A 25909-nucleotide genomic window follows, 5' to 3' on the forward strand; every position below is an offset into this window, starting at 1 on the left:
CACCGGGCCGGCCGTTCCAGCCGCCCCCGCCCCGCCGCCCTGCCCGACCTGGTTCGGGACGGGGCAGCGGGCAGGGGTTACAGCTGGGTCCAGCTGCGGGGTTCGGCGTCACCTGCCAGGGGAGTCCACACAGCCGCTTGGGGGCCGTTGGCCTCGATGTCTTCGAGGATGGTGGCGCCGAGGGGGACGTGGGTGGCGAGGCGGGTGACCAGGGGGTGGTTGGCGGTCATGCGGCGCAGGTCCGTGATCCGGTTGGTGAGGGTGGTGCGGGAGCCGCCGGTGAGGATGAACAGCACGCGCGGGAAGCGGGGGTAGCTCCGTTGCCAGGCGAGCAGGGCGGCCTGGTCGCCGACGGTGCCCCGGCGGCCGGGGGGCTGGGGCGTGTAGTCGTGGAAGCGGGCGTAGGCGATCAGCTTGCGGGCCAGACGCTCGCTGCTCATGGTGGTGCGGTCGATCTCCACGAACGCCCGGTACTGCAGGCGCGGCTGGGCACTGGTGTAGTGGAAGACGGCGTCGGCGATCAGCCGGTCCTCGCCCGCCGTGTCGGGGAGGTGGTGGGTGACCTCCGGAACCCAGTCCAGCGGTTCGTAGTCATCGCCGCGGGCGCGGGCATCGTCGAGGAAGGCCAGGTGGGCGCGGACCCCGGTGAGGATGTGGGCCGCGCGCAGGTTCGCGGTGTCCGGTGAGTGGATCGGGGTGGCGGCGCGGCCGCGGAGCTCGGGCCAGTTGCCGACCGTCTGGTGGCCCGTGGGGGTGAGGAAGTGGGCTTGGAGCCGGCTTCGGCCGCCGAGGGTGGTGTGGTCGATCAGTCCGTCCTTGCGGAGCGGCACCAGCACCTTGTGGATCTTGCGGGGCGGGGTGTGGGGGGTGAGCATCCGGTGGATCTGGGTGGTGGTCAGCAGTCTGTGCTGCGCGATCAGCGCGAGGGCACGGTGGGCGTGGGTGTCGCCGGTGCGCGAGGTGACGGGGGTCAGGGCCAGGCTCATGCGTACGTCTCTCCGGTCTCGGTCTGAGTGGTTAGTGCGGCTGTTGCTGCGGGCGGTGCGCTGTGGACGGTGAGGAATTCGAGGACCTTGCTCTCCTGGGCGAGTGCCAGTGCGGTCGCCTGGGCTAGTGGGCGGGCCCCGGTATTGGTGTGTGAGGCCCGAAGGAGTTCGCCGATCCTGCTGGGCTCGGCAAGGTCGGAGAACACCTCCTTGAGTTCGGGGCCGCGGATCAGCAGGGGGCCGATGCGCTTGCCCGCCACGGTGAAGGAGGCGTAGTGCCACCAGCGTTCGAGGCCGGCGACGTCGCCGGGGGTGACGACGGCGGGCCACTGGTCAGTGATCTGCGAGATCGCCTCCACGGACCCGGCGGTCGTGGAGAGGTTGGTGGCGTTCTGCATGAGGGCTGAGCGGGTCTCGGGGGACAGACGGTGCAGGAGCTGAGTCATGCCGTGCAGTCGGCATCCGAACTTCCGCAGCTGCTCGGTGATCTGGGCGAGCACGTGGGAGTCCCCTTGGTCCAGGGAGATCAGCTCGTCCAGGTAGAAGCGGAAGGCCTGGCGGTCCCTTTCGGGCAGGTCGCGGCGGGACAGGCCGGCGCGCAGGAAGTCGTGGACGATCAGGGAGATCAGCAGCCGGTTGGTGGGCCCGGTCCCTGGCGGGCAGATCCACATCACCTGACCGTCGTCCATCGCGCGCCGGATGTCGTAACCACTGACCGGACACCCCAGGAAGGCGCGGATGACCGGGGACGAACCCAGACGCTCCAGAGGGTTCAGGACGGTAGGAAGCGAGTCCCTGGGCAGGTCGGGGAAGCTGGAAGTCCACCAGCGCCGAGCCTCAGCATCGAGCAGGGCCAGCACGAGCCGGCGAAAGGCTGGCTCGGTCAGGAGCGTCCGGACCTGGAAGACCGTGGCCTGCCGCTCCGGCTCACCGGCCGCGACCGCCGCCGCATTGACGGCGAGGAGGGCTTCCACGGCCTTGGTCAGGATGGTCAGCGCCCGCGGAGCGCTGACGTCTCCCCATCCCATAGCGCCGGCGAACGCTTCGACGACGGCGGCGCAGACCTCGTGCGCTGGCTGGCCGCTGCTCATGTCGAGGAGGTTCCAGCAGCCGAGCATGTCGTCGCCCTTGCGGACGGTCAGGTCGAACAGGGCGACGCGGCTCATGATGTCGTCGTGCGCGAGGTAGCGGGCGACGTCCGCGAAGGAGTCCCCATGCGGGTCCACGAACGCCAGCCCCTGCCCGTTGTGGGCACTGGCCACGGCGTGGACCTGGGCCCGCATCGTCTTGCCCCATCCGGCCTTGCCCGACTGGACCTCGAAGAGAGTTTCGTCCTCGTGGGTCGCCAGCAGCCGCTCACCGCCGTCCGGGCTCTGGTACCAGCCCTGCGGAAGCAGCGCCTTACCCGGTTCGTAGGTCGGCATATCGCTCTCCAGCACCGGAATCCGCGCTGTGACGGTCGGCGGCTTGAGGAACCCAGCGAGTTCCTCGATCTGCGCCCACCCGCCCCGGGCCGGCCGCATCACCGCCGTCGACCACTGCTCGTCGAACCGTGTTCGCCAGGGCCGGTGGTCCGGGCCGAAGCGCACGGGTCCCAGGGACCAGCCGAGCGGGGACAGCCGGGAGACACCGGCGTACACGTCCATGGCCGCACCGATCCGGGCCAGCCTCTGCTCGGCCTGGCCTTCCGCGTTCGAGGCGCACCTCACCAGGATCTGTACCCGCACCAAGCCCGGCGTGTGGGCGAGCTTGCCCAGCACCTTGTCCCGCTCCATCCGGCGCGGGCGCGGTGAGATCACCATCTGCCCACGGGGCCGACCGCTCCATTCGGCCGGGTCGAGGAGCTTGCCCACGGCGACGGGCAGACTGTCGCCCGTGTCCTGGGTGAGCCACTGTGCATCTCGCCGGGCTTCGCGCTGAGCCTCTTGGCGGCCCTGGTGCGTGGTCGTCCAGCGGCGTGCGGCCAGTTGCCACCGCGACGCGGGCGAGATGTCCACGCACACCTCGGCGAGGTCACCCGCCGCCGTCTTCAATCCGGCGACCGCGTCGAGCAGGGGCTGGAGCGGGTCCGGGTCCTGGGGAACGTTCCGCAGTCGGGATCCGGGCTTGCCATGCAGGGTCAGGACGGCTCGCACCACATGGTCGCGCCGCTTGTCGGCGATCGGCGCCGCCCGTTTGACCTGGACACGGGGCCCGTAAGGGGTTTGTGCGATCAGGGCGTGGGCGCTCGCCGGGGCTTCGAGACGGTAGGTCAGCGCGCGCTCGCCGTCGGCGCGCAGCCGCATCCGCACGGTGCGGGCCCGGCGCGGAACCCACCACCGGCCCGACCCGGCCGCCCTCACCAGCTGCATCCCCTGACGCCAGATCTGTTCGGCGTCCGGGGCGAACTGCGAGGTAGGGGTGAGCTCGACAAACGTGCGCTCGGCCAAGGCCTTGGCGGTCAGGTGCCGCTGAACCATCTCGTACGCCAGGAGTCCGGCGGCTGCGATCAGCGCGAGCCACCAGCCGTTCGCACTCACCCATGAGGCGAGCGACAGCAGTCCCTCGACCGCCGCGGTGGCGGTGTCGAGGTCGGACGCGATCATGTGCGGTTCCATGTTCCGTCTCCGTTCGGGGTGAAGTGGACGGCCGCGGGGCGTCCGTCGAGGAAGGTCCCGGCCGGGTCGGCTCCCGCCCACACCAGCCGCACGACCGCCCGCCCCGCCTCCGGCCGGCCCGTGCCGGCGCTGGGGCTCGGCAAGGGAGCGGTGTCACGGCGGGCGGTGGCGGCCTGGATACGAACCTGCGTGTATCCGGCCGTCTCCTTCAGCCACTGCTCCCGGCCGAGGGTGAGCAGCTGGCGCTCGGCATCCGGCGGGAGGTCGGGGTGGGTGGCCTGGTCCAGAACTTGCTGAATCAGAGGGTCGGCCGACGGACCGGAGCCTGGCGGCGGAAGCTCCCCGGCCCCCGCCCGATCCGGCGACGCCGACGCGGTCGCGGAGTCCGTGACGGAGGCCGGCGCCGGTGAGCGCCCCGGCGGGCCGGACGACAGCGGCGAGGCAGGCTCGGGCCTAGCGGCTTCGACCGGCAAGACCTTGTCGGCCCGGGGGGCGGCAGCCCGGCTTGCACCGGAACGGGCCTGAGACTCGGCGGTGGGCTGGTCGTTGCTGCTGATGCCCACGCACAGCAGGAGCGTTCCGGTGGTGGCGAGGACGACGGCGCTGGCGAGGAGCCGGCCGCCGCCCGCTGGTGGGCGGGTCACAGCAGCCTCGCCCCGCCCGCGTAGTCGGGCATCGCGGTCACCGGGTCGATCCGCACGGGCTTGCCCGGCCGGGGCGCGTTGATCATCTTTCCGTCGCCGAGGTAGATGCCGACGTGGTGGATGGTGGAATCGGCGGTTGGGCTGTATCCGTAGAAGATGAGGTCACCCGGGCGCAGCGCGTTGTAGCCGGCCGAGGCGGGGATGCGCTGCCCGACACCGGCCTGCATGGCCGCGGTGCGGGGGAGGGTGATTCCGGCTTTGGCGTAGGCGTACTGGGTCAGGCCCGAGCAGTCGAAGCCGGTGACGGTGCGGCCGTCCTGTCCGCCGGGGGAGCAGCAGATTCCGGTGGTGGGCCCGCTGGGTCCGCCACCGCCCCAGGAGTAGGGGAGGCCCTGCTGGGCGAGGGCGGCCTGGACGACGGCGCCGACGTTCCCGGAGGGAAGGGAGGGAGTTCGGCCGAGGGAGTCGTAGCGGTCGATGCCCGACATGACGTCGTCCACGTACGCCCAGGACAGGTTGTAGGTGTGGATGGCCTTGCGCAGCTCTTCCCGGTCGCCGAGGTTGCGGCCCTTCCCGCACAGGTAGACGGCCGCCGACGCGGCGGCGTCGTCCGCGTTGTGGGGGTTGATCACCCCGTCCTTGTTGCCGTCCTTCCCGTACGCTCGGAACGTCTCGGGCAGGAACTGGAACGGGCCGACCGCCCGCTCGAACTCGGTGTCGTTGTCCCAGTGCCCGCCGTCGGTGTCCCGGATCGCGGTCGTGTTACCGCCGGCCCCGGACCCGTCCAGCCGCGGGCCCATGATGAGCGGCTGGATGTCCCCGCTCACCCCGACCAGACGGCCGGACGCGTGATCGGACTCCACCCGTGCGATCCCTGCCAGGACCTGCCACCGCATCCCCTTGCATGCGGGGACATGTGTCCCGATCTGCGCGGCACCGGTGAGGTAAGCGGCCATCATCCGCTCGGGGATTCCGGCCTCGGCCGCACTGACCGCCTCGCCGGCTGTCCCGCCGACGCGGTTCTTGGCCAAGGCTGTCGCGAGCACTGCCGGCCCGGCGCAGCACACGGCCGCGACCATTACGAGCACTCCGAGACACCCCAGCTTCTTCCACCGCTTCACCCTTCACCTCCCTCGCCGCGCGGCCGCTCCCCGCCCTCACGGCGCCGCTTGCGCGCCTCGGCGGCGAACTTCTCGACGTTCGCGCGGTACCGCTCCAGCTCCACCGCCCGTTGTTCGGGGGTCGGCCGCTGCGGCGGCTCCGGCGGAGGTGTCGACGGCTGCTGAGCGCGTTGCGCCACCCGGCGTGGCTGTGGCCGCGGCCTTTCCTCGGGCAGATCCCGGCGACGCTCGGGCGGCGCTTGGCGAGCCGGAGGAGCCGGAGGAGCCGGAGGGGGCGGAGGGGGCGTCGGCTGAGACCGGCGCCGAGCCGGGCTGACCGAGACAGCGGAGGGAACCCTCCCCCCAGCCTCGAAACCCCCGCCGGAGCCGGCGTCCCCGCCGGGGCTGGGTGCAGGCCTACGCACGGGTCGTTGCCGCGGTGGACGAATGGAGGATGTCGACGGCGTGGGGCCGTCGGGGCCGGGGGAGTCCTGGCGACTGATCGCGCCCCGCCCGCCGGGTCGAGGTCCGGAAGCTCCCGCGGGCGAGGAGGTGTAGATGACGGCGCCCACCGCCCCGGTCCCCACCGCGCGCCTCGTGCGGTTGATGCCGGTTCCCACCGCGCGCCCCGTGCGGCTGACGCCCGCTCCCACGGCGATCCCGGTGTTGTGGATGCTGTCGACGACGGGCATCCACTCGGCCGCGTCCTCGCGTACCCGGTGGGCCGCAACCCGCAGCTGCGTGTGCGCGTCGTCGGTGAATTCTGACGTGGCCTCCTTGGCCCTCCGGACATTGCGGGGCAGTCCGAGGGTCGCGCCGTAGGCGAGGCGGGCGGTACGCGATGCGATGCGATAGCCCCGCAGCCGTGAGGCGCCCTGGTGGATGCGCGACCCGAGCAACGGCCGATCGGTGTCCGGATCGTGCAGGATCTCGCCCGTCCACTCGTCGGTCACCATCGCGCCCCGCTTCCCGGGCACGATGCCGTTCGCGGCCGCCTGCAACAGGCCGGCCACCGGGTGCTGGCGGGGCTTGGGACCGATCAGGGCCGTATGCACACCGCGCAGCGCCATCGCGAGCGGGGCGATACCGCGTCGTCCTTCGGCGACCGCGTCGCCGAGCAGCCGGCCCGGGGACATCGGCATGCCCGCACCGTCCCCGAGGGCGGCGAGACTGCCGAGCTGCCGCAGCCGGGACCCGAACGCCCCGTGCACCACCGAGGGCCCCCCGCCCAGCCCGGCGCCGAAGCCGCCGCGATTCAGGGCGAGCGCGGCGCCCAGGTCGGAGCTGCTGCCGCGCAGGCTGCCGCCGCCGATCTTCGCGTACTGCATCCGCAGGGCCATGCGCTGCCCGAACCCGGCGGTCGCGGTCAGGATCCGGCGGTGCATGACCAGGAACGCCAGGGCAAGGGCGTCGACCAGGAGCAGCCGCTCCATCATCTGGTCAGGGCCGCTGTCGGAGAGCAGGGCATCCACGGCGATCCCGAACAGGGGCAGGCACATCGCGGCCACGAACGAAACCAGGGCGGAGACCACGAACACGCCCCACCAGCGCCACAGCAGCATCCGGGAGGGCCCGGGCAGCATCGCCCACACCCACACCACCGGCCCCACGGCCGCGGTCGCGGCGTCCGCGCCCTGGGAGCCGAGCATCACCACGGCCATCGACATGACCATCAGCGCCACGATCAGCACGGCGACCAGCAGGGCGATGACCGCCCACACCCGGTCCCAGGACGGCTCCTTCGCGTACTCGGCGCAGGCCCGGCCAGCCGGTCCCGCCTCCTCCAGATCACTGATGAGCTGTGAGAAGGGGTCCGGCGTGTAGTCGCCGGTGCTGGTGCCGGCCTCGCAGTAGTTCCTGGAGGCCCCGTCCAGCTTCGAGCACGGGTTCGCCTTCTCCGGGTTCTCGCAGTAGTCGTCAGCCGATCCGATCAGCCCTTCGCAGTCTTCGTTGGCCCGCCTCGGGGTGCTGGATTCGGAGGCGGCGCCTTCCGCCGGCTTCTCGCCTTCAGCGACGTCTTTCTTGCAGGATTCCTTCAGGGGCCCGATGACGCCTTCGCAATTGCTGTCCGGGCCGGGGGCCGGGGCCGTGCCGCGAGGTGCCTTTCCCTTGGGCAGGCCGCTCTTGACCCACTTCACATGGGCCTTGTAGGCGGCCTCTTGACCGGCCTTCCTCGGGTCCAGAACGCGGCCGTACTGGACCAGCATGTAGGGCTTGACGACCAGGGCGTCGGTGAGCGCGTGCTGGATCGGGGTGATGACGGTCCGGGCCTCGGCGCGCTCCTTCACGCACGCCTCATGGGCGGGCCCGACCGCGGTGTCGCAGGGCCGGCCGCCTCGTGCCGGGGTGTCGAAGTAGGAGGAGGTGGTGATGGACGCGACCTCCAGGGCAGCCTGGTGGGTCTGGTCCAGGGGGCCGTCTTTGCCGAGGAGGTAGTCCGGGCGCACGAAGGCACTGGCGGCCAGGGCGGCGATGACCAGCGTCACCACGATCTCACCGAGGCCTTTGCCGACGCGGCCGCGGACGAAGAGGATCAGGCCGAAGGCGAAGGCCCAGGCCAGCATGAGACCTTCGAGGCCCAGAGCGCCGACCACGTGCCGCTCGTAGGCGTCGGCGAGACGCTGCGCGGGCTGGATCAGCAGGGTGTGCAGGGGGAAGCGGAACACGAAGCCGATCAGCCAGCAGCACAGCCCGACCAGCAGCCGCACCAGCGTGAACAGGCCGCCCATGACAAGCCGCTGGGTCTCGCGGGCAATCCCGAGGTCGGGAGTCTGACCTGTCGCGACCGCCTCAACGATCGGCGCCGAGCCCGTCCGGGTGGGTTTCGGCCCGGCCGCCGCCTCCAGCCGATAGCCGCTCAGCGGAGCACCCTCGCTGGTCAGTACATCCAGCGGCCCCAGAAGTCCGCCGCCGGCCGACCCGTCGGCTGCCATCGCGACCGACGTGTTCGTCACCAGGAACACGACCGTCAGCAGTCCGACGAACCCGGCCGCCCGCAGGGTTCCCCGGTCCATCACCAACCGCCCGGCCCTCATGCCGTCCCCCCGGCGGCGGGCCGTGCGGTGCGGCCGGGCGTGGTGAAGATCGCTTCCCTGAGGCGGGGGACCGGCGGCACGACGACCTTGATCCGCCCGATCTGCATCCGCGGGTCACGCAGCAGCATCTCCCCTTCCCGTCCGGCCTGCCCGACCGGCGAAAGACCGCTGGTCACCAGCCGGACAAGGTCCTCGTCCTCGCCGTCCAAGCCCAGGAAACGCAAGGCCTTCGCCGCGCGAACGCCGTCCGCCGTGCGGGATACATACCGGTAGGCGATCAGACCGGCGTCCTTGCCGAGCTCCTCGACGGCATGGGCGCCCATCAACGCGCCGGCGCCGTGCTTGCGGCCGTCGTGCAGCATCTCGTGGATCAGCGCGGCACCCTCCGCGGAGGAGGTCAGCCAGTACACCTCATCCAGGGAGACCAGGCAGAACCGCCCCGGGTCGGTGAAAGCCGCCTGCCGGGCGATGGCCGCGATCAGATACAGCACCGCCCGCCCGATCAGAGCCTCCAACGGCTGCTGCCGCAGGACCTCGACGTCCGCGAAAGCCTCCTTCGGCGGAAGCGTCAGACCAGTGGTCGTGACCACGACCATGTCCGCACCCAGGTCCCCGGCAAGGTTCACCGGCGGCAGAGCGGGGTCGAACACCATGGCCGCCAACGGGTTAGCACGGACGATCTTCAAGAGGTCGGCCATGGTCGTCGCCGCCTCGGCACGGCCGCCGCTCCCGCCTGCCGCGAGGGAGGCCAGCACGTTCAGGACCTTGCCCATCGACGGGTCCGGACCGCCGGCCACTTCCTCGACCGCGTGGTGCAAAACCGCACCGGCGGCCGTCATCGCCCCCACCCCCAGCTGCAGCGTCAGATACGACAGGGCGTAATGCGCGCCCACGGCCCCGCCGAACACCCGCAACGGGTCGATGCTGATGCGCGCTTCGGCGGCGTCGATGATCTGGGCCCGTTCACCCATCGACGCGCGGGCGAAGGACGCCCACTCACGGATCGGGGTCCGGTCGATCACGATCGCCCGCCCGCCACGGTCCACCACACCCGCCGTGATCAGCTTCGCCAGCACACTCTTGCCGCTGCCCAGGTCACCGATCACCGCACTGGACGCGGACGCGTTGACCTGCGGCGCGTCGGCCGGGTTCAGCAGAACGGGCCGGATCGTGCCGCTGTCCAGGTCATGGGCGATCATCATCCCCGTCGGGTCACCCACCCGCGACAACGTGAACGCCCCCGCCGCCGCCCAGTCCTCCGACAGCTGATGCTGCGCGAACTGCCCCAGCTTCGGCGCCCGCACCGTACCCGGCAGACCGAGGGCGAAGAGTTCCTCCTGCGCGCCGTAGGGGCGCACCACCCGGTAGTCGCCACCGGACAAGGCCGCCGACAGCTCGCGGGCACGGGCGTCACAGGTGAGCGCGTCAGCGGCCCACACCGTCAGCACGGTCACCGCCTGGACCTCGACCTCCACCGAAGTCCGCGCCATCCGCGCGTCCTGCTCCGCCAGATCCTCCGCGGCGTCCGGCAGCGAATGCGGCAGACCGGTGGGCTGCGCACCGTACTGGTCGGCCTGGTCCAGCAGTTCGCGCTTCTTGCGCTGGACCTGCGCGCGGGCCTTCTTCGCCGGGACCACCCGCATGTCCACCGTCACGTCGACGGGGAACGGCAGTCCCTCCAGCTGGGCCAGGACATCGGCTGCCTCCACCACCACCGCCGGCGGGAGCTCCGCCAGCACGAGATGCGCCTGGTAGCCGGTACCGGCCTCGGACTCGACCTGAAGCCACCGCCTCCCCACCGGCGACGACGCCCCCGCCTTGCGCCACCACGGCGCTTTCGCCGCGGACTTTCGATCCTCGCGTATCCCCTGCCCGCCCTCGGCGAGACGGATCTCCCCGAGGTCCGCGTAGGAGGAGGACCGAAGCCGGCCCTCGCGGACACGGCTCCCGTACAGGGGGCTGTGCTCGGCGTCCGACAGGAGCGGCTCCTGCGCAAGGCCGCGGTGCGCGGCGTGCTGAAGCATCCACACGATCTCGGCCGGGGCGGCGGGCCGCAGCCCGAGTCCACCGCCCAGGGAGGTCTGTATCCGGGCGGCCTGCGCGCGAGCGGCCTTCACCTCCGCCTCGGGCACCGGCACCGGAGCAATCCCCAATGCCGCCGACAGCTCCCCGTACAGCGCGGACAGCGACGCGGCCGCCGCCGAACCGTTCGTGGCGACGGGCACCGTCAGCCACAGGGTCCGCTCGTGCATCTCCTCACCGGCCAGCAGGTCGACCGATGCCGCGCACGTCTCGGCCCACTCGGGCAGCCGCCTCCAGTCCACATCGGCCACCATCCGCTCGGCGACCTCACCCGGATCGGTACGGGCCGCCAGAACGAACAACCGCGGCTCCATGCCCGGCATCGACCGCACCAAAGACGTGACCCGCCCGAGCAGCTCCTGCCGGACAGGGGCGGGCAGGTAGCCGCCCGGGAGCGGGTCCATCCGCCACACCGCCCACACCCGGCCCGACTCCGACCACAGCAGATGACCGGCGATATGCCGCAACGGCGTCCTCATGCCGCACTCCCCTGGGCCGCGACATCACCGGCGACGAGCCGGGAGAGCCCCGAACCGGCCGCCGCCCGCGCCACCACACGGCGCGGACCAGCCGCCGGCACGACCGCGAGGGCGGGAGCCGCCTCGATGACGAACCGCGGCCGCCACACCGACGGGGCCCGGTCGCGAGCCACACGGCCCCCGACCCGGCCCGCCGGGTGCCGCAGCAGCAACGACAGCACCCCGAACAGGGCGGTGAACGGGTTCTGCCCGCCGATCTGCGCACCGCGCACCGCCCACACCGACACCAGCCACAGCACGATCGGCACCGGCCCGGCCCACGCCCACCAGTCGAACCCCTTGACCAGCGCGAACGCGCCGCCACCCAACACCACAAGCTGCGCGGGGGTGTAGGGGCCGAACGGGACCGTCCAGTCCCCGAGCTTTCCCAGCACCCACGGATGCCGGCGCGCACTCGTATACGCCCGCGCGATGCGCGGCTGCCCGCTCACAGGGTTCCGTCCGGCGAACCGTGGGCGGGCCGGTCCGGGTCGACGATGACGGTGACCGTGCCGGCGCTCTTGGCCGGGTTCTCGACTTCGTCCTTGACCTTCCCCGAGAGAGAGTCGCGGGCGCTGTAGATGCCCAGGGCCAGCACCATCGCCAACAGGGCTCCGATGCCCGCCTTGAGGCTGAACCGTCGGACGATGGTCACCAGGACCACGGCCGCTAGGGCGACCTTCAGGCCGGAGTCCGTCCACCCGGCGAGCGTGCCGATGATCGAATCCCCGAGCGCGTCGAGCTGGCCGGCCAGCACGTAAGTCTTCATCGCGCACCGCCCACGAACGCCGCAGACGACGGCGAGGCAGCGGGCGCCGGCTCGGCGGCCGGACCGGTGCCGCTCTCCAGAGCGCTGACCTCCCACCGGCCCGCGCGCGCCGTCACCTCCACCCGGTACACCAGCGGCCACCGCACCCCGGCCCGGTCCTCACCCACCACCCGCACCCGCGCCCGCGCCTTCGTCCCGTCCGCCGGCACCGCCGCGGCGGCCGACCCCGTATCCGCGACCACGCCCTCGACGTCCACCCGCGCGTACGAGGACGCCGACGGCGCCGCCACCCGAACACCGGGAGACAGGTACCGCTCCAGCCCGGCACTCTGCCCGCCGCCCAGGTAGGCACGGACGAACTCGGCCAAGGTCGTCGCCAACGGAGCCCCGGAGGACACCGCATGCGTGAACCGGGAAGCGGGAGCGGTGCCCGCCGCAGGGGCGGCCACCTCCGCCGGAGCACCGGAAATGACAACCGCGCTGCTCCCGCTGCCACCTGTGCCGGGCACCGCGAAATAGCGGACCAAAGGGGTCCCCCCGGTCGCGCCCGGGACGCCAGCCGGGCTCGGCGTCGACTGCGCGGGCGCCTCGCGGTCGGCGATTGCCGCGACCACGACCGTCCACCCCTCGCCCGTACGGGACGTGCGCACCGCCACGGTGCGGGTCGTCGACGGCACGCTCCCCTCGGCTCGGGGACGCTTGGGCAACTCGATGTCCGGCGCGAGGGAACGGACGGCACCCGCAGCACCGGAGTCAGTCGACGACGCGTCGGCGCGAAGCCACAGCTCGACGAACAGTGCGGCGGCCCCCGCCGGGTCGACGGTGGGCTGGACGGAACGCTCGACGCTCGGCGTGGGCGCGGCCTGCGCGGGTGTGCTGCGGGGGAGCACGAGGGCGACGGCCAGAGCGAGGGGTCCCGCCGCCAGAGCCGTCCAGAGACCGACCCTGGTCAACGAGGGGCCACGGGAAACCGATCGGGTCCGGTCCACCGGGACCGTCTCAGGCCGCTCCTTGCGCAGCGGCCCGGATACACGAGGCGCCCGGACAGCCCTATCGGGAGATGGCCGCCGTCGGCCGACAGAAGGAGAAGGAGAGGGGCTCATGTGAGGCCTTCCCGAGGAGAGGGAATGTTGTCTGACTCAGGAAACGGGCGCCCGCTCACCGGTCGACTCACCACTGTCAGCCCCTTACCATCACGAGCCGACAACGCTTGCGCTGGTGAGGTCGCGGTACCTCACCAGCGGCACGCCAGAACATCCCCACCGCAGGTCAGCGACTTCCCCGGCCCGACAACTGCATCGCTTGCCCAAGCCGAGCTGTGCGCGCACGCACAAAATGTCACCGGATCACTCCGTGCCCGGTGAACTTCGGTAGCGCTGAATATCCCCACCGCAGGTCAGGACCGTGCAGTGCCCCAGATGGTGACTGGGCGGCCGCACGTGAGGTCCTGCTGCGCTCGCAGGGGCGGCGAGGCGGCTTCGAGGCCTTTCAGGTGCGTGCGGCTCGCGCGTCTCGAACGGCTGCTCGCGGTCCTCATCGCCGCCGTCCCCGGCCGCCATCTCCCGGCCGCCGCCACCGTTCTCGCCGGACTCGGCGTGGCCAGCCTCGCCGCCGCGATGCTCCTGGTCCTCGCGATCGTTCTGCCCCGCCTCGGCGGAGACGCCCGCGGCTCGTACCTCCACTGGGCTACCTGCACGCCCGAGGAGGTGACCGCCGACCTCGCCGTCGACCGCAGCGCCGAGCGGCTCGTGGTCCTCTCCAAGATCGCCCTCAAGAAGATGCGCGCCCTGCGCACCGCGATCTTCGTCACGGCGGGCGCGCTCGCCGCCCTCGCTCTGGCCTCGTCGTCACCCTCGTCTGACCGTCCAGCCCGCTCCGCGAAGAAGGAAGGCCTGTCCATGACCGAGGTCATCACCACCAACACTCCGGCGCCCGCGCCCCGCAGCATCGGCTTGCGCATCCGCTACGCCGCCGTGATCGGCGCCGAGCTGGTGTGCCCGATCCTCGCCGGTGTCGCCGCCCTGCTCGCCGCAAACGCCTACCTCCACCACTCCGGGCCGGAGGCCGGACGGCTCGCCCTCCTGGGCGGCCTCGCCGTCGCCGCCGGAATCGTCGCCCAGACGTTCTTCGGTGACGCCCTGCGCCGGGCCACCGCCCGCCTCAACGGGCAGCTGCGCGGCGGCCGTACCTGGTCCTGCGCCTCCTGCGGGACTTCCATCCGCGCGGACCGGTGGTCCGACCACGACACCGACACCGCCGAGCGGCTCCTCGGAGACCCCGACGCCCACGGCTGCACCGGCCCGCGGACCTGATGCACGGGGCGGTCGGCCCCCCGGCTACCAACCTTGACGCCGACCGCCCCGCGTCCCAGCCCGCTCTAACCGGAGCAGGGGGCAGCCACATCGTCCCTCACGCCCGAGACGGAGCCCGATCCCATGACCCCCACCCGACCCGACACCGACGAGACCACCGCCGCCAAGGCCCGCCTCGACGCGGCCGCCGCCGCGCGGGACCAGACCATCGATAACGCCCAGCGCACCTACTGGCAGGCGGTCAAGGCCGAGATGGAGGCCAAGAACCTCACCCAGGCCGCCGTCGCCGCGCACCTCGACTTCAGCCGCGAGCACGTACGCAAGCAGCTCAAGCGCTACACCGCCGACCAGTAGGCCGGCGCAAATCCCGGGCGACCGCAGCATCGGCCAGAGGCGCGCGGCCGCCCGGGCTCCCCGTCACGACCTGCTGCACGACGAAGGCCCCCGCTCCGCCGGATCATCCGGGACGGAGCGGGGGCTTTTTGCCGTCCCCCGTCAGGGGCAACTGCACGTGGGCGACGAGGCACCGCGCTGATGCAAGGAAGATCGGCGCGGCAGCAGGGTGCAGCGCCGACACACCAAGCCCTTGCGGGCTCTCAGGGCCGCCCGGCGGAAGAAGGACCCGACCAGGGCAAGGAGCAGAGTCGCCAGGACGTTTCCAAGGACTTCGTGGAGCAGGAAGCTCAGGATGTTCTCCGCGATGAGGTTCATGCGGCACATCGTCGAGCGGGAGCCGGGAGGGTTCGCAGCCGTGAGCAGTTCCGCGAAACATGCAATCAGGCAGCGGCAGCCTTGGGATGATCTGGGGCAGTTGTCGACGGTAATGGAAAGTTCTGAGAGGTGGTCGACGTGGCACGTGGGCGGGCGGGGGACCTGAAGATGCCGGACCTCCCCGCGGGCGCAGTCCGCATGTTCAAGGAGCACCTGCACGCGCTTCTCCTACGAGCCGGTTCGCCCTCGATCGCAACCATTCGCAGGGAGATCCAGCCCATCCAGAGGTGTGGTCGGAGCACTGTCTGGAACATGTTCAGCAGCCCCCACGTAGGCGGCCGCGACCCCGTGATGGCAGTAGCCGACGTGCTGGTGGTCCGGCTCCGTGGCGCGGACGAAGCGGCCGAACTGGATTGCGTTGCCGCACTGTGGCAGGCGGGCTGGCTGGAGAGTGCCGGGCGGGTACCACCGGCGGCACAGCCGCCACACACCGATGTCTGGGCACGACTGGGAACCTTCGGACCCGTTCTTCCCGCAGAGCCGGAAGTGCCCGACCTCAAGGAGTACGTCTCGGCAGAGGTGTGCGCCGTATGCACGGCTCCCCTCATCGTGCCGGGATCGGTGGCGCGGACCCTTCCGCTCTACTGCTCCACACGCTGCGCCAACGCAGCCGCGCGGTGCGCCAGCGCCAGCACTCCTTCGCTGCACCGCGCGCCTGAAGTTCGGGCAGGAGACAGCGACCCTCCCCTGATCTGAGGGGTGTCATCCGAGCTTTCCGCGAAGGCCCCTTCCCCCCGGATGGTCCGGGGGGAAGGGGCCTTCTGCGTTTCGGTCGCTGCTCCGAGTCTGGGTACGTGGTGGGATCCGGCCCGCCAGGCGGATCGGGTTCCAAGATTCTTGCCCGCCCGGCGGGAGCGGACGAAGTTGCCTGCACCATCGCCGTCCGGGATGACGTAAGCCGGGGGAGGCTGCGTGATCACACAGCCCTGCGACCCTGCGATTCGTGCTCTGGATGGCCCCGCGACGGACACGCGCACGCCGACGACGGCCCCCGGAGTGACCTCTGTCACATGCGAACGGCAATCGGACCACAGGTCGCCCTGATGGAAGAGCAGAGAGGGTTGCACGTCGGAGCCGTGCACGAAAATGAAGACCCTGGTGGGAAGGCTAGAAGTGTGACGCGCATGCAACCCTGAGCACTCCGAATTGAAGAACACGCTGGTCGGACACGGTGTACACCCTTCCATGCTGGACGAGTTCAGCCTCAGCAGAGCCCAACTCCGCGCGTAGGATGGGCAATGTCCAACAGCCCGCGCGGGTGCTGGGTCAGCCGGGGTTTGTGGACCGCGGTCTCGGCCGGCCGTCCCAGCCGCGAGCGGTCCGGACAAGGATCAATCCGATGACCCGAGGAACCGCCGACTCCGAGCCCGTCGAACCGGAAGACCCGCGAGGGTCGGAAGGCGAGCCGAAGGAAGAGGCCCCCGGGGAAGAGGACCGTTCGACGCGTAGGAAGAGCATCGGCACGGAGGCAATCAGGTTCGCCCTGAACGGTTTCGCGGACGATGTCGCTGACGGACTCGTATGGGCCGCTCAGCAGGCGTACGACCTCGGCGCCAGCTTCCTGTAAACACGCAACGCCCCCCAGGTGGTCGCACACCTGAAGGGCGTCAGAGCGGGATCTTGCTCCCAACGGTTGCCCTCGCCCCGGCCTCTGCAGCTTGGTGCGGGGGCTTCCGTGTTTCCCCCGGCTTCACTGGACCAGGGGAGACTGTGTATCGGTGATCGGGATGGAACTGTCCACGCCCAGTGACACTTTTAAGTACTACGGCGAGCATACCCGCCGACCCCGCCGACTTGCGTCCTGCGACCGAGCCCTCCCTCGCGCCCCGGTGAGTGGTATCTAGCAAGTCTGGCCGCTCGTGGGGGGCTGGCCGGGGCCGCCCGCTCGTTCATTGTTCGGGCTCCGCCGGGCCGTCAAGGGCGCCGTCGGCGTCGCTGCGCGATGCGCGTTGCGCACCCTTGACTGCCCGCCGCGTCCCTGGTGCTGGCTGGGCTATCGGGCGGCCCCTCCGCTGTGGCGGCCCCGCGAGCCGCTGCCCGTCGCCGGACTGTCGGACATGCCGCGAAAATTCTTGGAAGTCGGTGTCGTCCGAAGGGACGGCTGCAGGCACGAGCGGGGTGAAGAGCCGACCACAGGATGGTCGGTCCCACCCCAAGGGGGAGTGTGTGAACGTCAACAATCCGCCGTACTGCCTCGGCTGCTCCGACGAGTCCGACCGCCAGCGCGTGGTGTTCCCGACGGCCCCGGACGGCAGTCGCGTCGAGACGCCGACCGGTCTGTACGGGGACCAGGACCGTTGGTGCAAGCCCTGCTGGATCTTCAAAGACCCCTTCGAGCGGTTCGAGTTCCTGTACGGCCGGCGCCTGCGGAGCTACACCCGAGGCCGTCTGCGCCACGTGCCCGGCGGCGCCCGGGAGATGGCGGTGGACGACGTCACCTGAGAGGCCGGCCTCGAAGGGCAAGCCCCGCCGGAGCGCTTGAGCCGGTCGATCGTCGTGACGCCCGGGTCGGATCCGGCGTTGTTCCGGGCATGGACAACGACCTGCTGGAGGTGCTCCTCGACGGGCTCACGGAGCCGCGCCTGAAGCTGATCAGCGAGGACGAGGCGCGGGCCCTGATGATGTTGCTTGGGCTGCTCGACGACACCGAGCAGCCCGAAGATATCCGCCACGCGGCCGGAGAGCTGCGCTTCCGCATCGGCTCCCGCCTGGCCATGCCCCTGTAAGAAGGGCGGCACTGGAGCCTGCTGCAGGGCGGGGCCGGACACGTCGAATGGAAGGGTGGGGCCGCGCCCCGTACGGCTACGACGCGGCCACCCTGTACCTGTACGCGCTGCTGGCCCCCGAGACGGCCGCCTGCATCCGCACCGAGCTCGCCCCCGTCCCCCGAGGCACGCACCGGCCTGCTGACCGTGTGCGCGCAGATCCTCCAGGCCCAGGACCGGATCGACTTCTACGCCGAGCTCGCCGGGCCCGTGCGTGAGCGGCTGGCCCGTCTCTAGGCGCTCCTGTTCACACCCGGTTGGTCCCGTTAGACCCAACGGGACCAACCGGTGAACCTGCGACCCCATGAGGGACGACACGTACGAAGTTGCTGCGCCCGATGACCGGGTTCAGCACCGCCACGTGGCCCTGCGGGCCCGTCACGCCGCCCACCGTTGACCTGTCCGCCGGAGGTGGTCCCTGCTGGACAACGAGGGTGTCCTGAAGGGGGGTTGAGATCGCCCGTAGACCACAAAATCACAGTGATCTGCATCACATGATTGTCGGCAGGGGCTGACAGGCGGGTTATCCACAGAGACGCCCCTGAGCAGGGTTTTCCCCTGTGGATAGATTGCTTCGCAATCCTCGCCTCTCGTGGTAGGCGGACGGGGAAAAGAGCGCCCGGCGGACTGTGCGGAGGTGCTGTCCGCCCTGACGCAGGCCCAGGGCACCCCAGTGCTACCAGTAACGTGGTTGGGCACTGAAGACCCTTCAGAAAGACGAAGGGAGACCACCTTTGCGGAGCCGATGCTTGCCGGCCTGGCTCCGCTGGGATCTCCCACTCGCCTGCTGTCGGGTGCCCGCTCACTGTGAGGAGACCGGAACCCTTGACGACCATTGACCGTACCCCAAACGACTCGCCGAGCTCCAACCCGCTGGCGTGGGTGATCGCCGTCACCGCACTTGCCTCGATCGTGGCGGTGGTCGTCTTGGCGCTGACGCACAACCCGGAGGCGGCAACTGCCGTGGGAACCATCGGCGGCGCGGTAACCGCTCTCGGCGGCTCCTGGGCGAACCTCCGCACCCGCAAGTAGCTGAGGCGGCCGACTCTTCTTCAGCGCTGGGTCGGGGCGGCCCTGGCGCCCGGCCGGTGCCTGCCCCCGGGCGGGGGCGCGAAGTGCCGGTGAACCTTCCCGCCCAAGAAGCAGCCAGCCCCCGTCAGACCCAACGGGACTGACGGGGGCTGAGCTGTGTTCACACCTTCCCGGCCCGCTTACCCATGCCCTTGTGTCCATGTGCCGGTGCCGATCCCGGACGTCAGGGAAGGGCACGGGAGGATCGGATGTCGAACAGGCGGAAGGCCAGGGTCAGAAGCACTTGCGGTGTACTACCTCGGGGCCTTCCTTCTCGTAGTCCCGCGCGGGTGATCCACATGTCTGCGGTAGAGGCACCCCGGCGCGATGGATGCTTCTGTTTCATAGGTGGTCGCCTATGGAACACGGCGCCGCGGGATGGTCCACCTGCAGCGATCGTGTTTCATGAGGCGTTGCAAACGGTGGGACGCCTGAAACACCCCCATGAACGGCGGCGGTCTCCCCGGGGGACGGCTGTCCGGCTCGGTCGGGGACGTGCTGTTGTCCGGGCTACAGTCACGCGAAGGGGCCCGGAACCACTTGCACTGGCTCCGGGCCCCTGCTGTCAGTGGGGTCGGTACGGGTCAGGCGGTCTTCGCCGGCGCGAGGAGGGTGAAGAAGGTCTTCCGGTCCTCGTCGCTCATCTTGCCGTCCATGGAGACGGCCGTGCGCAGCGTGCGGATGGTCTCCTCCGCCGGGATCTCCCACCGCCGGTGGGCCTCGCGCGTGATGTCGCCGATGTAGTGGTGGGCGGATTCGGGGTGGTGGCGGATGAACCAGTCCAGCATCTCCGCGACCGGACGCGAGACGTACAGCATCCACACCCTCTCCTCCTCCGGCCCGGTCTCCTCGTGTTCCTCGTCGCCGCGGTCCATCTCGACCGCGTCGGCGAAGCCGTGGAGTACCGCGTCCACCACGGTGGGGCCCAGGAGGTGGGTGGGCAGGATGCGGTCCAGGCTTACGGCGACAGTCCAGGCCAGGGCGTCGGAGACCTCCCGGACGGAGGTCTCGTTGCGGGCGCGCAGGATCCACCGCTTCCGCACGTCCGGCCGTTCCCACAGGGTGCCGTGGAAGTCGGCGGCGAAGTGGTCGCGGACCTCGGCGGCGCCGCGGGAGAGGTCGTGGCGGTCGCCGGCGGACATGGTGGCCTTCACGCCCTCGTAGGAACGCTGGCGCGCCTCGACCCAGTCGTCGGCCACCGCCCGCGCCCACTGATCGCGGCCTCCGACCGTCGCCTGCGGCTGGGGGACCTCGCTGTTGCCGCGGGAGATGTAGGCCCGCAGCGTGGAGGCGGTGATGCCGCCGAGCTCCGCCATCTCCGGGACGCCCAGCAGCTGGGCGCCGGTCAGTTCGGGGCTGGCGAGGTCGACCACGCACCGGTCCAGGGGCAGCGCGCCCCCCCGCTCCTGGTGGAGCTGCGCCCACAGGGCCAGGTGGTCGCCCCAGTTCTCCGGCGCCGGGTCCTTGGGCTCGAAGGTGAGGACCTTGCCGATGTGGGCGCGGGCCGGGTCGGCGCGCCCGTCGAGCATGTCGGTCGCGCTGACCGTGACGGCGGCGCGGGCCTTGCGACGCTCGTGATCCTGCGTGATTGGGTCCCAGACCTGACCGGGTCGGTACCAGGTGGTGCCGTCCCACCAGTAGCCGCCGGCACGGAACAGCAGCTGGTCGCCGCCCCAGGTGCTGTGCAGGGAGGCCGTGTCGTTGTCGCGCATGAGCAGCACGGTCCGGCCGTGCTCGGGGTGGTAGCGCACCGACCAGCCCAGGGAGTGGTCGAGGGGGTCGGTGGTGAAGGCATACCAGGCGCCGCTCTGGCGGTTGGTGTCGTAGCGGCCCCACATGCCGTCGGCCTTGTTGCGGCCGACGGCCTCGATGGCCTCGGGCCCCTCGTCGAGGGGGATGTGCGAGTCGTCGACGAACGGCAGCCCGGGCACCGGGTGGTCGGTGCGCACGCCGTTGGCGAGCGGATGGATGTGCATCAACGTGATTCCTCATTCCGTGTCGAGTGCTGCACATCTTGTGCAGCGGTTTACGTCATCTCTTATACACCGTCAGGAGTGCCTTCAAACACAGCGTTATTCGGACAGCCTTCCGCATCGGTTGCCACCGATTCGCTTGCAACGGAACCGGGTTGGGGGGTCACGTCGGATAAGCTCTCCTTATCCGACGCGACAAAAGGGGACATGACGCCCCGTCGAGCAGCGCGTCCGACCGGAGGGGAAAACCGCCGTGGCCTACTACTTCATGAGCGACGAACCGCGTGTCGCCCCGTTCAACGCCGACGACCTGAAGCAGGAACATGCCAAGTCGCTCATCGAATACCTGGACCAGATCTGGAAGACGCTGGCCGAGAAGCACGCGGCGGACAGCTTCGAGGGGCGGGCCGCCCGCACGCTGAGGGAAGCGGTCGGCATCCACCAAGACGCGCTCAACGAGTGCTTCGACGACGAGGAACCCGAGACACTCGAAGCCCGCAAGCAGGCGTGGAACCGACTGGTGTGGCTGGTCTGGCCGTGGGAGGGCACTCCCGGGTACGACGCCCGTCAGTGGCGGCTGGTCCACCACGTCGATGCCGACGACGCGGTCGAGGGAGCCCGGCAGCTGCTCGCCTCGCGGGAGGCCATCGCGCAAAAGCGGCGAGCCGAGCTGGAAGCCCTGTGACCACCGTCCCCATCACGCTGCCGCCTGCCGAGGACGATCTCGGCGGGCGGCAGCCCCCCGCGCCGCTAGACCCGGTGGCCGACGAGCGTCAGGCGCTCATCGAGCGGTGGGCCGAACGTCACGGCGTCGACGCCGCACGCCGTCTGGCCGAGGCCGAGGACCTGGCCGACGCCGTCGCCGCCGCGATCATTCCGGAGAACACCACCGACACCTACGCCAAGAGCTGGTTGGTGTGGAAGCGGTTCTGCGCGGGCACAGGCCTTCCCGAGGCGGCGGGCAGCCGGGGCGCCCTGGTCGCGTTCGTGGCGTGGATGCTGAGCGAGGGCCGGCAGAACGGCACGGGCTACGCCCCCACCTCGGCCTCCACCCACCTGGCGGCCACCGTGGTCGGCCTGCGCGAGCGCGGCGCCACGGTGTCCGGTGACGACCAGGCCGAGGCCCGCGCCGCGTTGGAGGGCCTGACCATCAAGCTCCTCAAGGCCGGCGAGCGGCGCGGCCGCGGCCAGGCCGTCGGCGCCGACATCGACGGCCTGCGCACCCTCGCCCGAGCCTGCCCCGACAACCTCACCGGCGACCGGGACAAGGCACTCACGCTCACCGGTTTCCACTACGCCAGTCGCAGCCAGGACCCGGCCGGACTCCTCACCGGCGACGTCACCCTGCACCCACGCGGCCTGGTCGTCGCCATCCTCACCGGCAAGACCAAGCACAGCGTCCGCAACGCCAAGATCGCCTACGCCGATGACCCCGAGATCTGCCCGGTCCGCGCGTGGACCGCGTACCGCAACCGCCTGGTCGCCGAACACGGTCCGCGGTGGACCGACCCGTCGACGCCGGCCTTCGTCGGCATCGACCGGTGGGGCCACATCACCGGCGGCATGGGCCCGGACTCCGTCACCCGCGCCATCAAGCGGATCTCCACCCGGGCCGGGGTCCCGATCGCCTGGACCGGGCACTCCCTGCGCATCGGCCTGGCCTCCGTCGCCCGCCGCAAGGGCCGCGACGGCATCGCCATCGCCGACCAGGGCGGTTGGGCTCGCCACTCCCGCTCCATGCTCGGCTACATGCAGCGCGACGACGGATGGGACGACAACGCTTCCGTTGGCCTCGCCTGACCCGGCAGGAACGGTCCTGCCGGGTCAGGCGCCGGAGTGTTCCGAAAGGGATCGGGTGATGGATCGTTCTTGCCGGACTTCTTGTCGGCGAAGATCTGGCATGCCGTCGTCTTGTGCAGAAGGGCAGGTTGTCAACACCTCCTTCTAGAAGCAGGTGCGCGCGCTGGGGGCGAAGGCGAGGAGGTCTCGGCGTCTGGGGGCGAAACGGCATGCAGTTCCTCAGCGACCCGATCCGAAGAAGGCCGTGGAGAAGTTCGAGGACATCACCTTGTTCATGAGGTCGAAGGTCCTGCTCAAGCTCAAGAAGTCGATCGAACCAGGGGCACATCCATGTGGTGGTGATGGGGCATCGTCCACGTGCTGAGCAGCCCGAATGTCTCAAAGCGTCGCGTGGGCTTGGGCCCTGGCCTGATGGTCGCCGGGCTCTGGGCACAGATTTGGGCGGCAAGTCGTGAGTGATTTGTGCCACATTGGCAGGGGTGAGTTCGCTGAGGAAGCGAGAGCGCATGACCTCGATAAGCGGCTGTGACCTGGGGTGACACGGAGGTCTCGTTTCCCATACTCCCGGCGAGTGACATTCCACGAATCTGTAGTCCAGTTCGGAGTGTCGCGTGGGGAGTTGGCGTGACCGTACTCGGTTGGGTCTACCGGCCCGGCGTATCGTTTGGACCCATCGAGAGCCCTTCGGAAATGACGAAGGGAGACCGCTGCGAGGACTGCTTCCTAGGGCCTGCCTCGCGGAGGATCTCCCTCTCGTCTGACATCGGGCTGCCGCTCCACAGTGAGGAGAACAAGGCAAGTGACGTCGATCGACCGTACCCCAGTCCCCGCCAGTCCCCAAGGACCGCAGCTCCGAGCTTCCCTTCTCAAGTGGCTGACGGCCGTCACAGCGCTGTCGGCCATCGTTGCCACGGTGGTTCTGCTCGTCATCGGCAACGCGGAGGCTGCCACGTCCGTGGCCGTCATCGGAGCAGCCGCGCTGGGCGTCGGTGGCATCCAGGTGACGATTCAGATCCGGCGCTGACCCGCCGACTGTGAGGCCCCATGTGTCGGGAGACCGGAACATGGGGCCGCCGCTTTCGGGAGCAAGATCGCGTATGTGGACTACAAGGAGAACGACCACCCGGTCCGTGGTGGCCCGTCCAGGGCTGGCTGGCGTGGTTGCCGAGGTCCGAGGGGCGGCGTCCAGAGGGATCAGCGGGGAGGGCGATCAGCTCAGGGCCCTTCGGGGGCGCGGAGCCGTGCGACGGAGGCTCGCACCCCGGACGGCGAGCCGTACCGGCGTGCGGACCAGGGCCTGGTGGTGGAAGTCGCAGCCGGGACGACACGGCACGCGGTGGTTACGGTCCTGCGCGTTTACGACTGACGCGCAGGCATCAACGGGACGGGGGAGACTGCAGGGTCAAGCTCCGGAGTGGGGCTTTTGCTGGGCCTGCTGGAGTGCGGTACAGCACGGGACGCAGAGCGAGTTCTCTAGGGGAGGGACCTGTGGTGCACGTCGGGTGCGTAAGAGTCAATGCAGCTCAGCGTCAGTGCGGGCCAGGATAGCGAGTGCAACATCTGTGGCGCCATCGCTGGATCGAGCGGCACCACGCGAAGAGATCCATAACGCCGAGGACCGTGCGCATGCCGAGAAGGCGGTCTCCGCGTTCGAGAAGGCGTACAGAGCGAAGTCCCAAGACCTCAGCTGAGGGCCACCGGCGAAATGTGCTGACCTGCGGTGATGGCGTCGGTCACGTATGTGGGATGCCGAGCTCGTCGTGGGGCGGCCACGAGGGCCGTTGTCAGAGGCGATTGGCAAGATTGCGGCCATGAATGTCACTCCTGTCACTCCGCCACGGCCGATCGACGTTGCCGCGGTCTTTCCTCAACTGGCCCCGCTGGCCCGCACGGCGACGCGCCTGCACCCCCGCCCTGGGGCGCCGACGTGGCACGACAGCTCGATCGGCGGGCCGCTGCTGTGGCCCGCCGAGGAGCCGTGGCCGCACTGCGAGGAACCGCATGTGGTGGACGGCATCAACCCAGCACAGTCCCCGGCGGATCTGCGGCTGGAACGACGGATCTTCGCCGCCTCGCACGGCCGGGAAATGACTGCGGAGGAGCAAGAGACTTTGGCGCGGATCCGGCCCCCTCAGACGTATCCGGTGAGGGTGGCGGTCCAGCCGTACGAGGGCTCCATAGCGATGCTGCCCGTCGCGCAGCTGTACGTACGGGACGTGCCCGATCTGAGCCCGCCGGAGGGCAAGGACCTGCTGCAGGTTCTGTGGTGCCCTTTCGATCATCCGATCATGCCCAGGACCCTGCTCTTCTGGCGTTCTGCAGCCGCCGTCACCGACGTCCTCGACACGCCCCCCGAGCCGCCCGCAGTGCAGTTCGACGGCTATCTACCGGATCCGTGCGTACTCGAACCGGAGCAGATCACCGAGTACCCCGTCCATCTGGAGCTGAGCGAAGAACTGCGGAAGCAGATCGAGCAGTGGAGTGTGCCGCAGGCAGCAGAGGAAGACCTGACCCCGGAGACGTACTACAACCTTGTGCTGGCGAACGCGCCCGGCTGGAAGGTGGGTGGCTGGGCTGGCTGGAGCTCTACCGACCCCAGCCCGGAGCACTGCTCCGAGTGCGGCACTGGCATGGAGGTTCTGATGACCGTCGCCACGTTCGAGGAAGGGGACGACGAGGCGAACAGCTGGTCACCGCACCCTCACCCAGGCGCTGGACCGTACCCCGGCCACCGCGGCTACAACGCGACCGGCGTCCAGATAGGTAGCGGCTACCGGCAGCACCTGTTCGTCTGCCCGGCCGAGCCCGAGCATCCGCACATCGAGTTGATGACGTAGCCCGTCGGCAGTGTGCAGCCGGGGCGTCACGGTGCGGGCATGCCGTGACGCTGGGTGGCCATGAGGCCCAGGGTCCCGGACAACACCTGCAGTGGGGCCCAGGCGGTCTCGGATATACGAGCCGAGTAGGGTGCGGTCCAAAGCGGGGGTGGAAGATCTTGAATTTTGATGTGCCCGGCTCGGAACCCGGCTGGCTGGATGCACCGGTCTCGGCGTGTGCGAATCCGAATCCTGCTTGGCAAACCAGTATGTGGTGGTACATATCGGGTCTGTTCCGTGTGGTGGCGGGCCTGGCACCGTCGCTGGATGCCGTGGCGGCCCGGTTGAAGCTGACGACCGAGCGGGGCTGGGAGGAACTGAGCCCCGTCGATGTCGCGATGATCCAGATCCGTGGCGTGCACTTTGCGCTCCACCGCATGGAGTACAGCCCGATGACGGACACCATCGTGTCCGTCATCAACGAAACGGACGACGACGAAGCAGCCATCGACATCCTGCTCGATGCGCTGGGCATTGGGCGTGAGGCGCTGACGTTCAGGGGAGATCTCCGACGCGGCGACGACGAAGTCGAATGGCTGCCGACAGCACGGCCCCTGGATTGTTGAGCGACGTTCTGGAAGGTGGCCGGCGTACCTCGCAGCAGCCCGAA

21 protein-coding genes are annotated in these 25909 nt (G+C 70.2%); 11 read left to right on the plus strand and 10 right to left on the minus strand.

Features of this window, described 5'->3' with window-relative positions:
• Positions 1 to 77: 77 nt before the first annotated feature.
• The 9 genes from ABZZ17_RS18465 to ABZZ17_RS18505 all read right to left on the minus strand — a co-directional run bounded on the left by ABZZ17_RS18465 (position 78) and on the right by ABZZ17_RS18505 (position 12684).
• A complete protein-coding gene (locus ABZZ17_RS18465) occupies positions 78 to 986 on the minus strand; it encodes a replication-relaxation family protein (RefSeq protein WP_356877226.1) in 909 nt (302 codons plus the stop codon).
• The gene (locus ABZZ17_RS18470; RefSeq protein ID WP_356877228.1) at positions 983 to 3583 is read right to left on the minus strand and encodes an ATP/GTP-binding protein; all 2601 of its coding nucleotides are present in this window, start codon (positions 3581 to 3583) and stop codon (positions 983 to 985) included. The genes ABZZ17_RS18465 and ABZZ17_RS18470 overlap by 4 nt, the downstream gene beginning before the upstream one ends.
• Positions 3568 to 4227, minus strand: coding sequence for a hypothetical protein (locus tag ABZZ17_RS18475; RefSeq protein WP_356877230.1), 660 nt, complete (start codon positions 4225 to 4227; stop codon positions 3568 to 3570). The genes ABZZ17_RS18470 and ABZZ17_RS18475 overlap by 16 nt, the downstream gene beginning before the upstream one ends.
• Complete coding sequence (locus tag ABZZ17_RS18480) at positions 4224 to 5090, minus strand: C40 family peptidase (protein WP_356877232.1); 867 nt, start codon at positions 5088 to 5090, stop codon at positions 4224 to 4226. The genes ABZZ17_RS18475 and ABZZ17_RS18480 overlap by 4 nt, the downstream gene beginning before the upstream one ends.
• 254 nt (positions 5091 to 5344) lie before the next feature.
• Positions 5345 to 8341, minus strand: coding sequence for a hypothetical protein (locus tag ABZZ17_RS18485; protein WP_356877234.1), 2997 nt, complete (start codon positions 8339 to 8341; stop codon positions 5345 to 5347).
• 17 nt (positions 8342 to 8358) lie between these two features.
• Complete coding sequence (locus ABZZ17_RS18490; protein WP_356877236.1) at positions 8359 to 10923, minus strand: ATP-binding protein; 2565 nt, start codon at positions 10921 to 10923, stop codon at positions 8359 to 8361.
• Positions 10920 to 11357: a hypothetical protein gene (locus ABZZ17_RS18495; protein ID WP_356877238.1), complete on the minus strand. Its 438-nt coding sequence runs from the start codon at positions 11355 to 11357 to the stop codon at positions 10920 to 10922. Before ABZZ17_RS18495 ends, ABZZ17_RS18490 begins: the two co-directional genes overlap by 4 nt.
• Positions 11358 to 11410: 53 nt before the next feature.
• Positions 11411 to 11731: a hypothetical protein gene (locus tag ABZZ17_RS18500; RefSeq protein WP_356877240.1), complete on the minus strand. Its 321-nt coding sequence runs from the start codon at positions 11729 to 11731 to the stop codon at positions 11411 to 11413.
• Positions 11728 to 12684 carry a conjugal transfer protein gene (locus tag ABZZ17_RS18505; protein WP_356877242.1) on the minus strand — a complete coding sequence of 319 codons (957 nt, stop codon included), beginning with the start codon at positions 12682 to 12684 and terminating at the stop codon, positions 11728 to 11730. Before ABZZ17_RS18505 ends, ABZZ17_RS18500 begins: the two co-directional genes overlap by 4 nt.
• A 543-nt stretch (positions 12685 to 13227) precedes the next feature.
• Between ABZZ17_RS18505 and ABZZ17_RS18510 the strand changes: the two genes are divergently transcribed.
• From ABZZ17_RS18510 to ABZZ17_RS18535, 6 genes are all read left to right on the plus strand, one after another.
• On the plus strand, positions 13228 to 14043 hold the full coding sequence (locus ABZZ17_RS18510) for a Pycsar system effector family protein (protein ID WP_356877244.1): 816 nt from the start codon (positions 13228 to 13230) through the stop codon (positions 14041 to 14043).
• Between the two features lie 123 nt (positions 14044 to 14166).
• Positions 14167 to 14397: a hypothetical protein gene (locus tag ABZZ17_RS18515; protein WP_356877246.1), complete on the plus strand. Its 231-nt coding sequence runs from the start codon at positions 14167 to 14169 to the stop codon at positions 14395 to 14397.
• Between the two features lie 1756 nt (positions 14398 to 16153).
• Positions 16154 to 16381: a hypothetical protein gene (locus ABZZ17_RS18520; RefSeq protein ID WP_356877248.1), complete on the plus strand. Its 228-nt coding sequence runs from the start codon at positions 16154 to 16156 to the stop codon at positions 16379 to 16381.
• Between the two features lie 599 nt (positions 16382 to 16980).
• Positions 16981 to 17256: a hypothetical protein gene (locus ABZZ17_RS18525; RefSeq protein WP_356877250.1), complete on the plus strand. Its 276-nt coding sequence runs from the start codon at positions 16981 to 16983 to the stop codon at positions 17254 to 17256.
• Positions 17257 to 17345: 89 nt separating this feature from the next.
• Positions 17346 to 17540, plus strand: coding sequence for a hypothetical protein (locus ABZZ17_RS18530; RefSeq protein WP_356877252.1), 195 nt, complete (start codon positions 17346 to 17348; stop codon positions 17538 to 17540).
• 864 nt (positions 17541 to 18404) lie between these two features.
• Complete coding sequence (locus ABZZ17_RS18535; RefSeq protein WP_356877254.1) at positions 18405 to 18611, plus strand: hypothetical protein; 207 nt, start codon at positions 18405 to 18407, stop codon at positions 18609 to 18611.
• A gap of 623 nt (positions 18612 to 19234) precedes the next feature.
• On the opposite strand, the gene ABZZ17_RS18540 is transcribed toward ABZZ17_RS18535, so the two are convergent.
• A complete protein-coding gene (locus ABZZ17_RS18540; protein ID WP_356877256.1) occupies positions 19235 to 20626 on the minus strand; it encodes a hypothetical protein in 1392 nt (463 codons plus the stop codon).
• A gap of 265 nt (positions 20627 to 20891) precedes the next feature.
• Between ABZZ17_RS18540 and ABZZ17_RS18545 the strand changes: the two genes are divergently transcribed.
• The 5 genes from ABZZ17_RS18545 (at position 20892) to ABZZ17_RS18565 (ending at position 25865) form a co-directional block, all read left to right on the plus strand.
• Entirely contained in the window at positions 20892 to 21308 is a 417-nt protein-coding gene (locus ABZZ17_RS18545) for a hypothetical protein (protein ID WP_356877258.1), read from the plus strand.
• Positions 21305 to 22423 carry an integrase gene (locus ABZZ17_RS18550; protein WP_356877260.1) on the plus strand — a complete coding sequence of 373 codons (1119 nt, stop codon included), beginning with the start codon at positions 21305 to 21307 and terminating at the stop codon, positions 22421 to 22423. Before ABZZ17_RS18545 ends, ABZZ17_RS18550 begins: the two co-directional genes overlap by 4 nt.
• A gap of 799 nt (positions 22424 to 23222) precedes the next feature.
• On the plus strand, positions 23223 to 23447 hold the full coding sequence (locus ABZZ17_RS18555; protein WP_356877262.1) for a hypothetical protein: 225 nt from the start codon (positions 23223 to 23225) through the stop codon (positions 23445 to 23447).
• Between the two features lie 787 nt (positions 23448 to 24234).
• Positions 24235 to 25260, plus strand: a complete 1026-nt coding sequence (locus ABZZ17_RS18560) for a hypothetical protein (protein WP_356877264.1) — start codon at positions 24235 to 24237, stop codon at positions 25258 to 25260.
• A gap of 158 nt (positions 25261 to 25418) precedes the next feature.
• Positions 25419 to 25865, plus strand: a complete 447-nt coding sequence (locus ABZZ17_RS18565) for a hypothetical protein (protein ID WP_356877266.1) — start codon at positions 25419 to 25421, stop codon at positions 25863 to 25865.
• The last annotated feature ends 44 nt before the right edge of the window (positions 25866 to 25909 follow it).

The sequence above is a fragment of the Streptomyces sp. NPDC006512 genome (genome assembly GCF_040611935.1).
Taxonomy (GTDB): Bacteria; Actinomycetota; Actinomycetes; order Streptomycetales; family Streptomycetaceae; genus Streptomyces.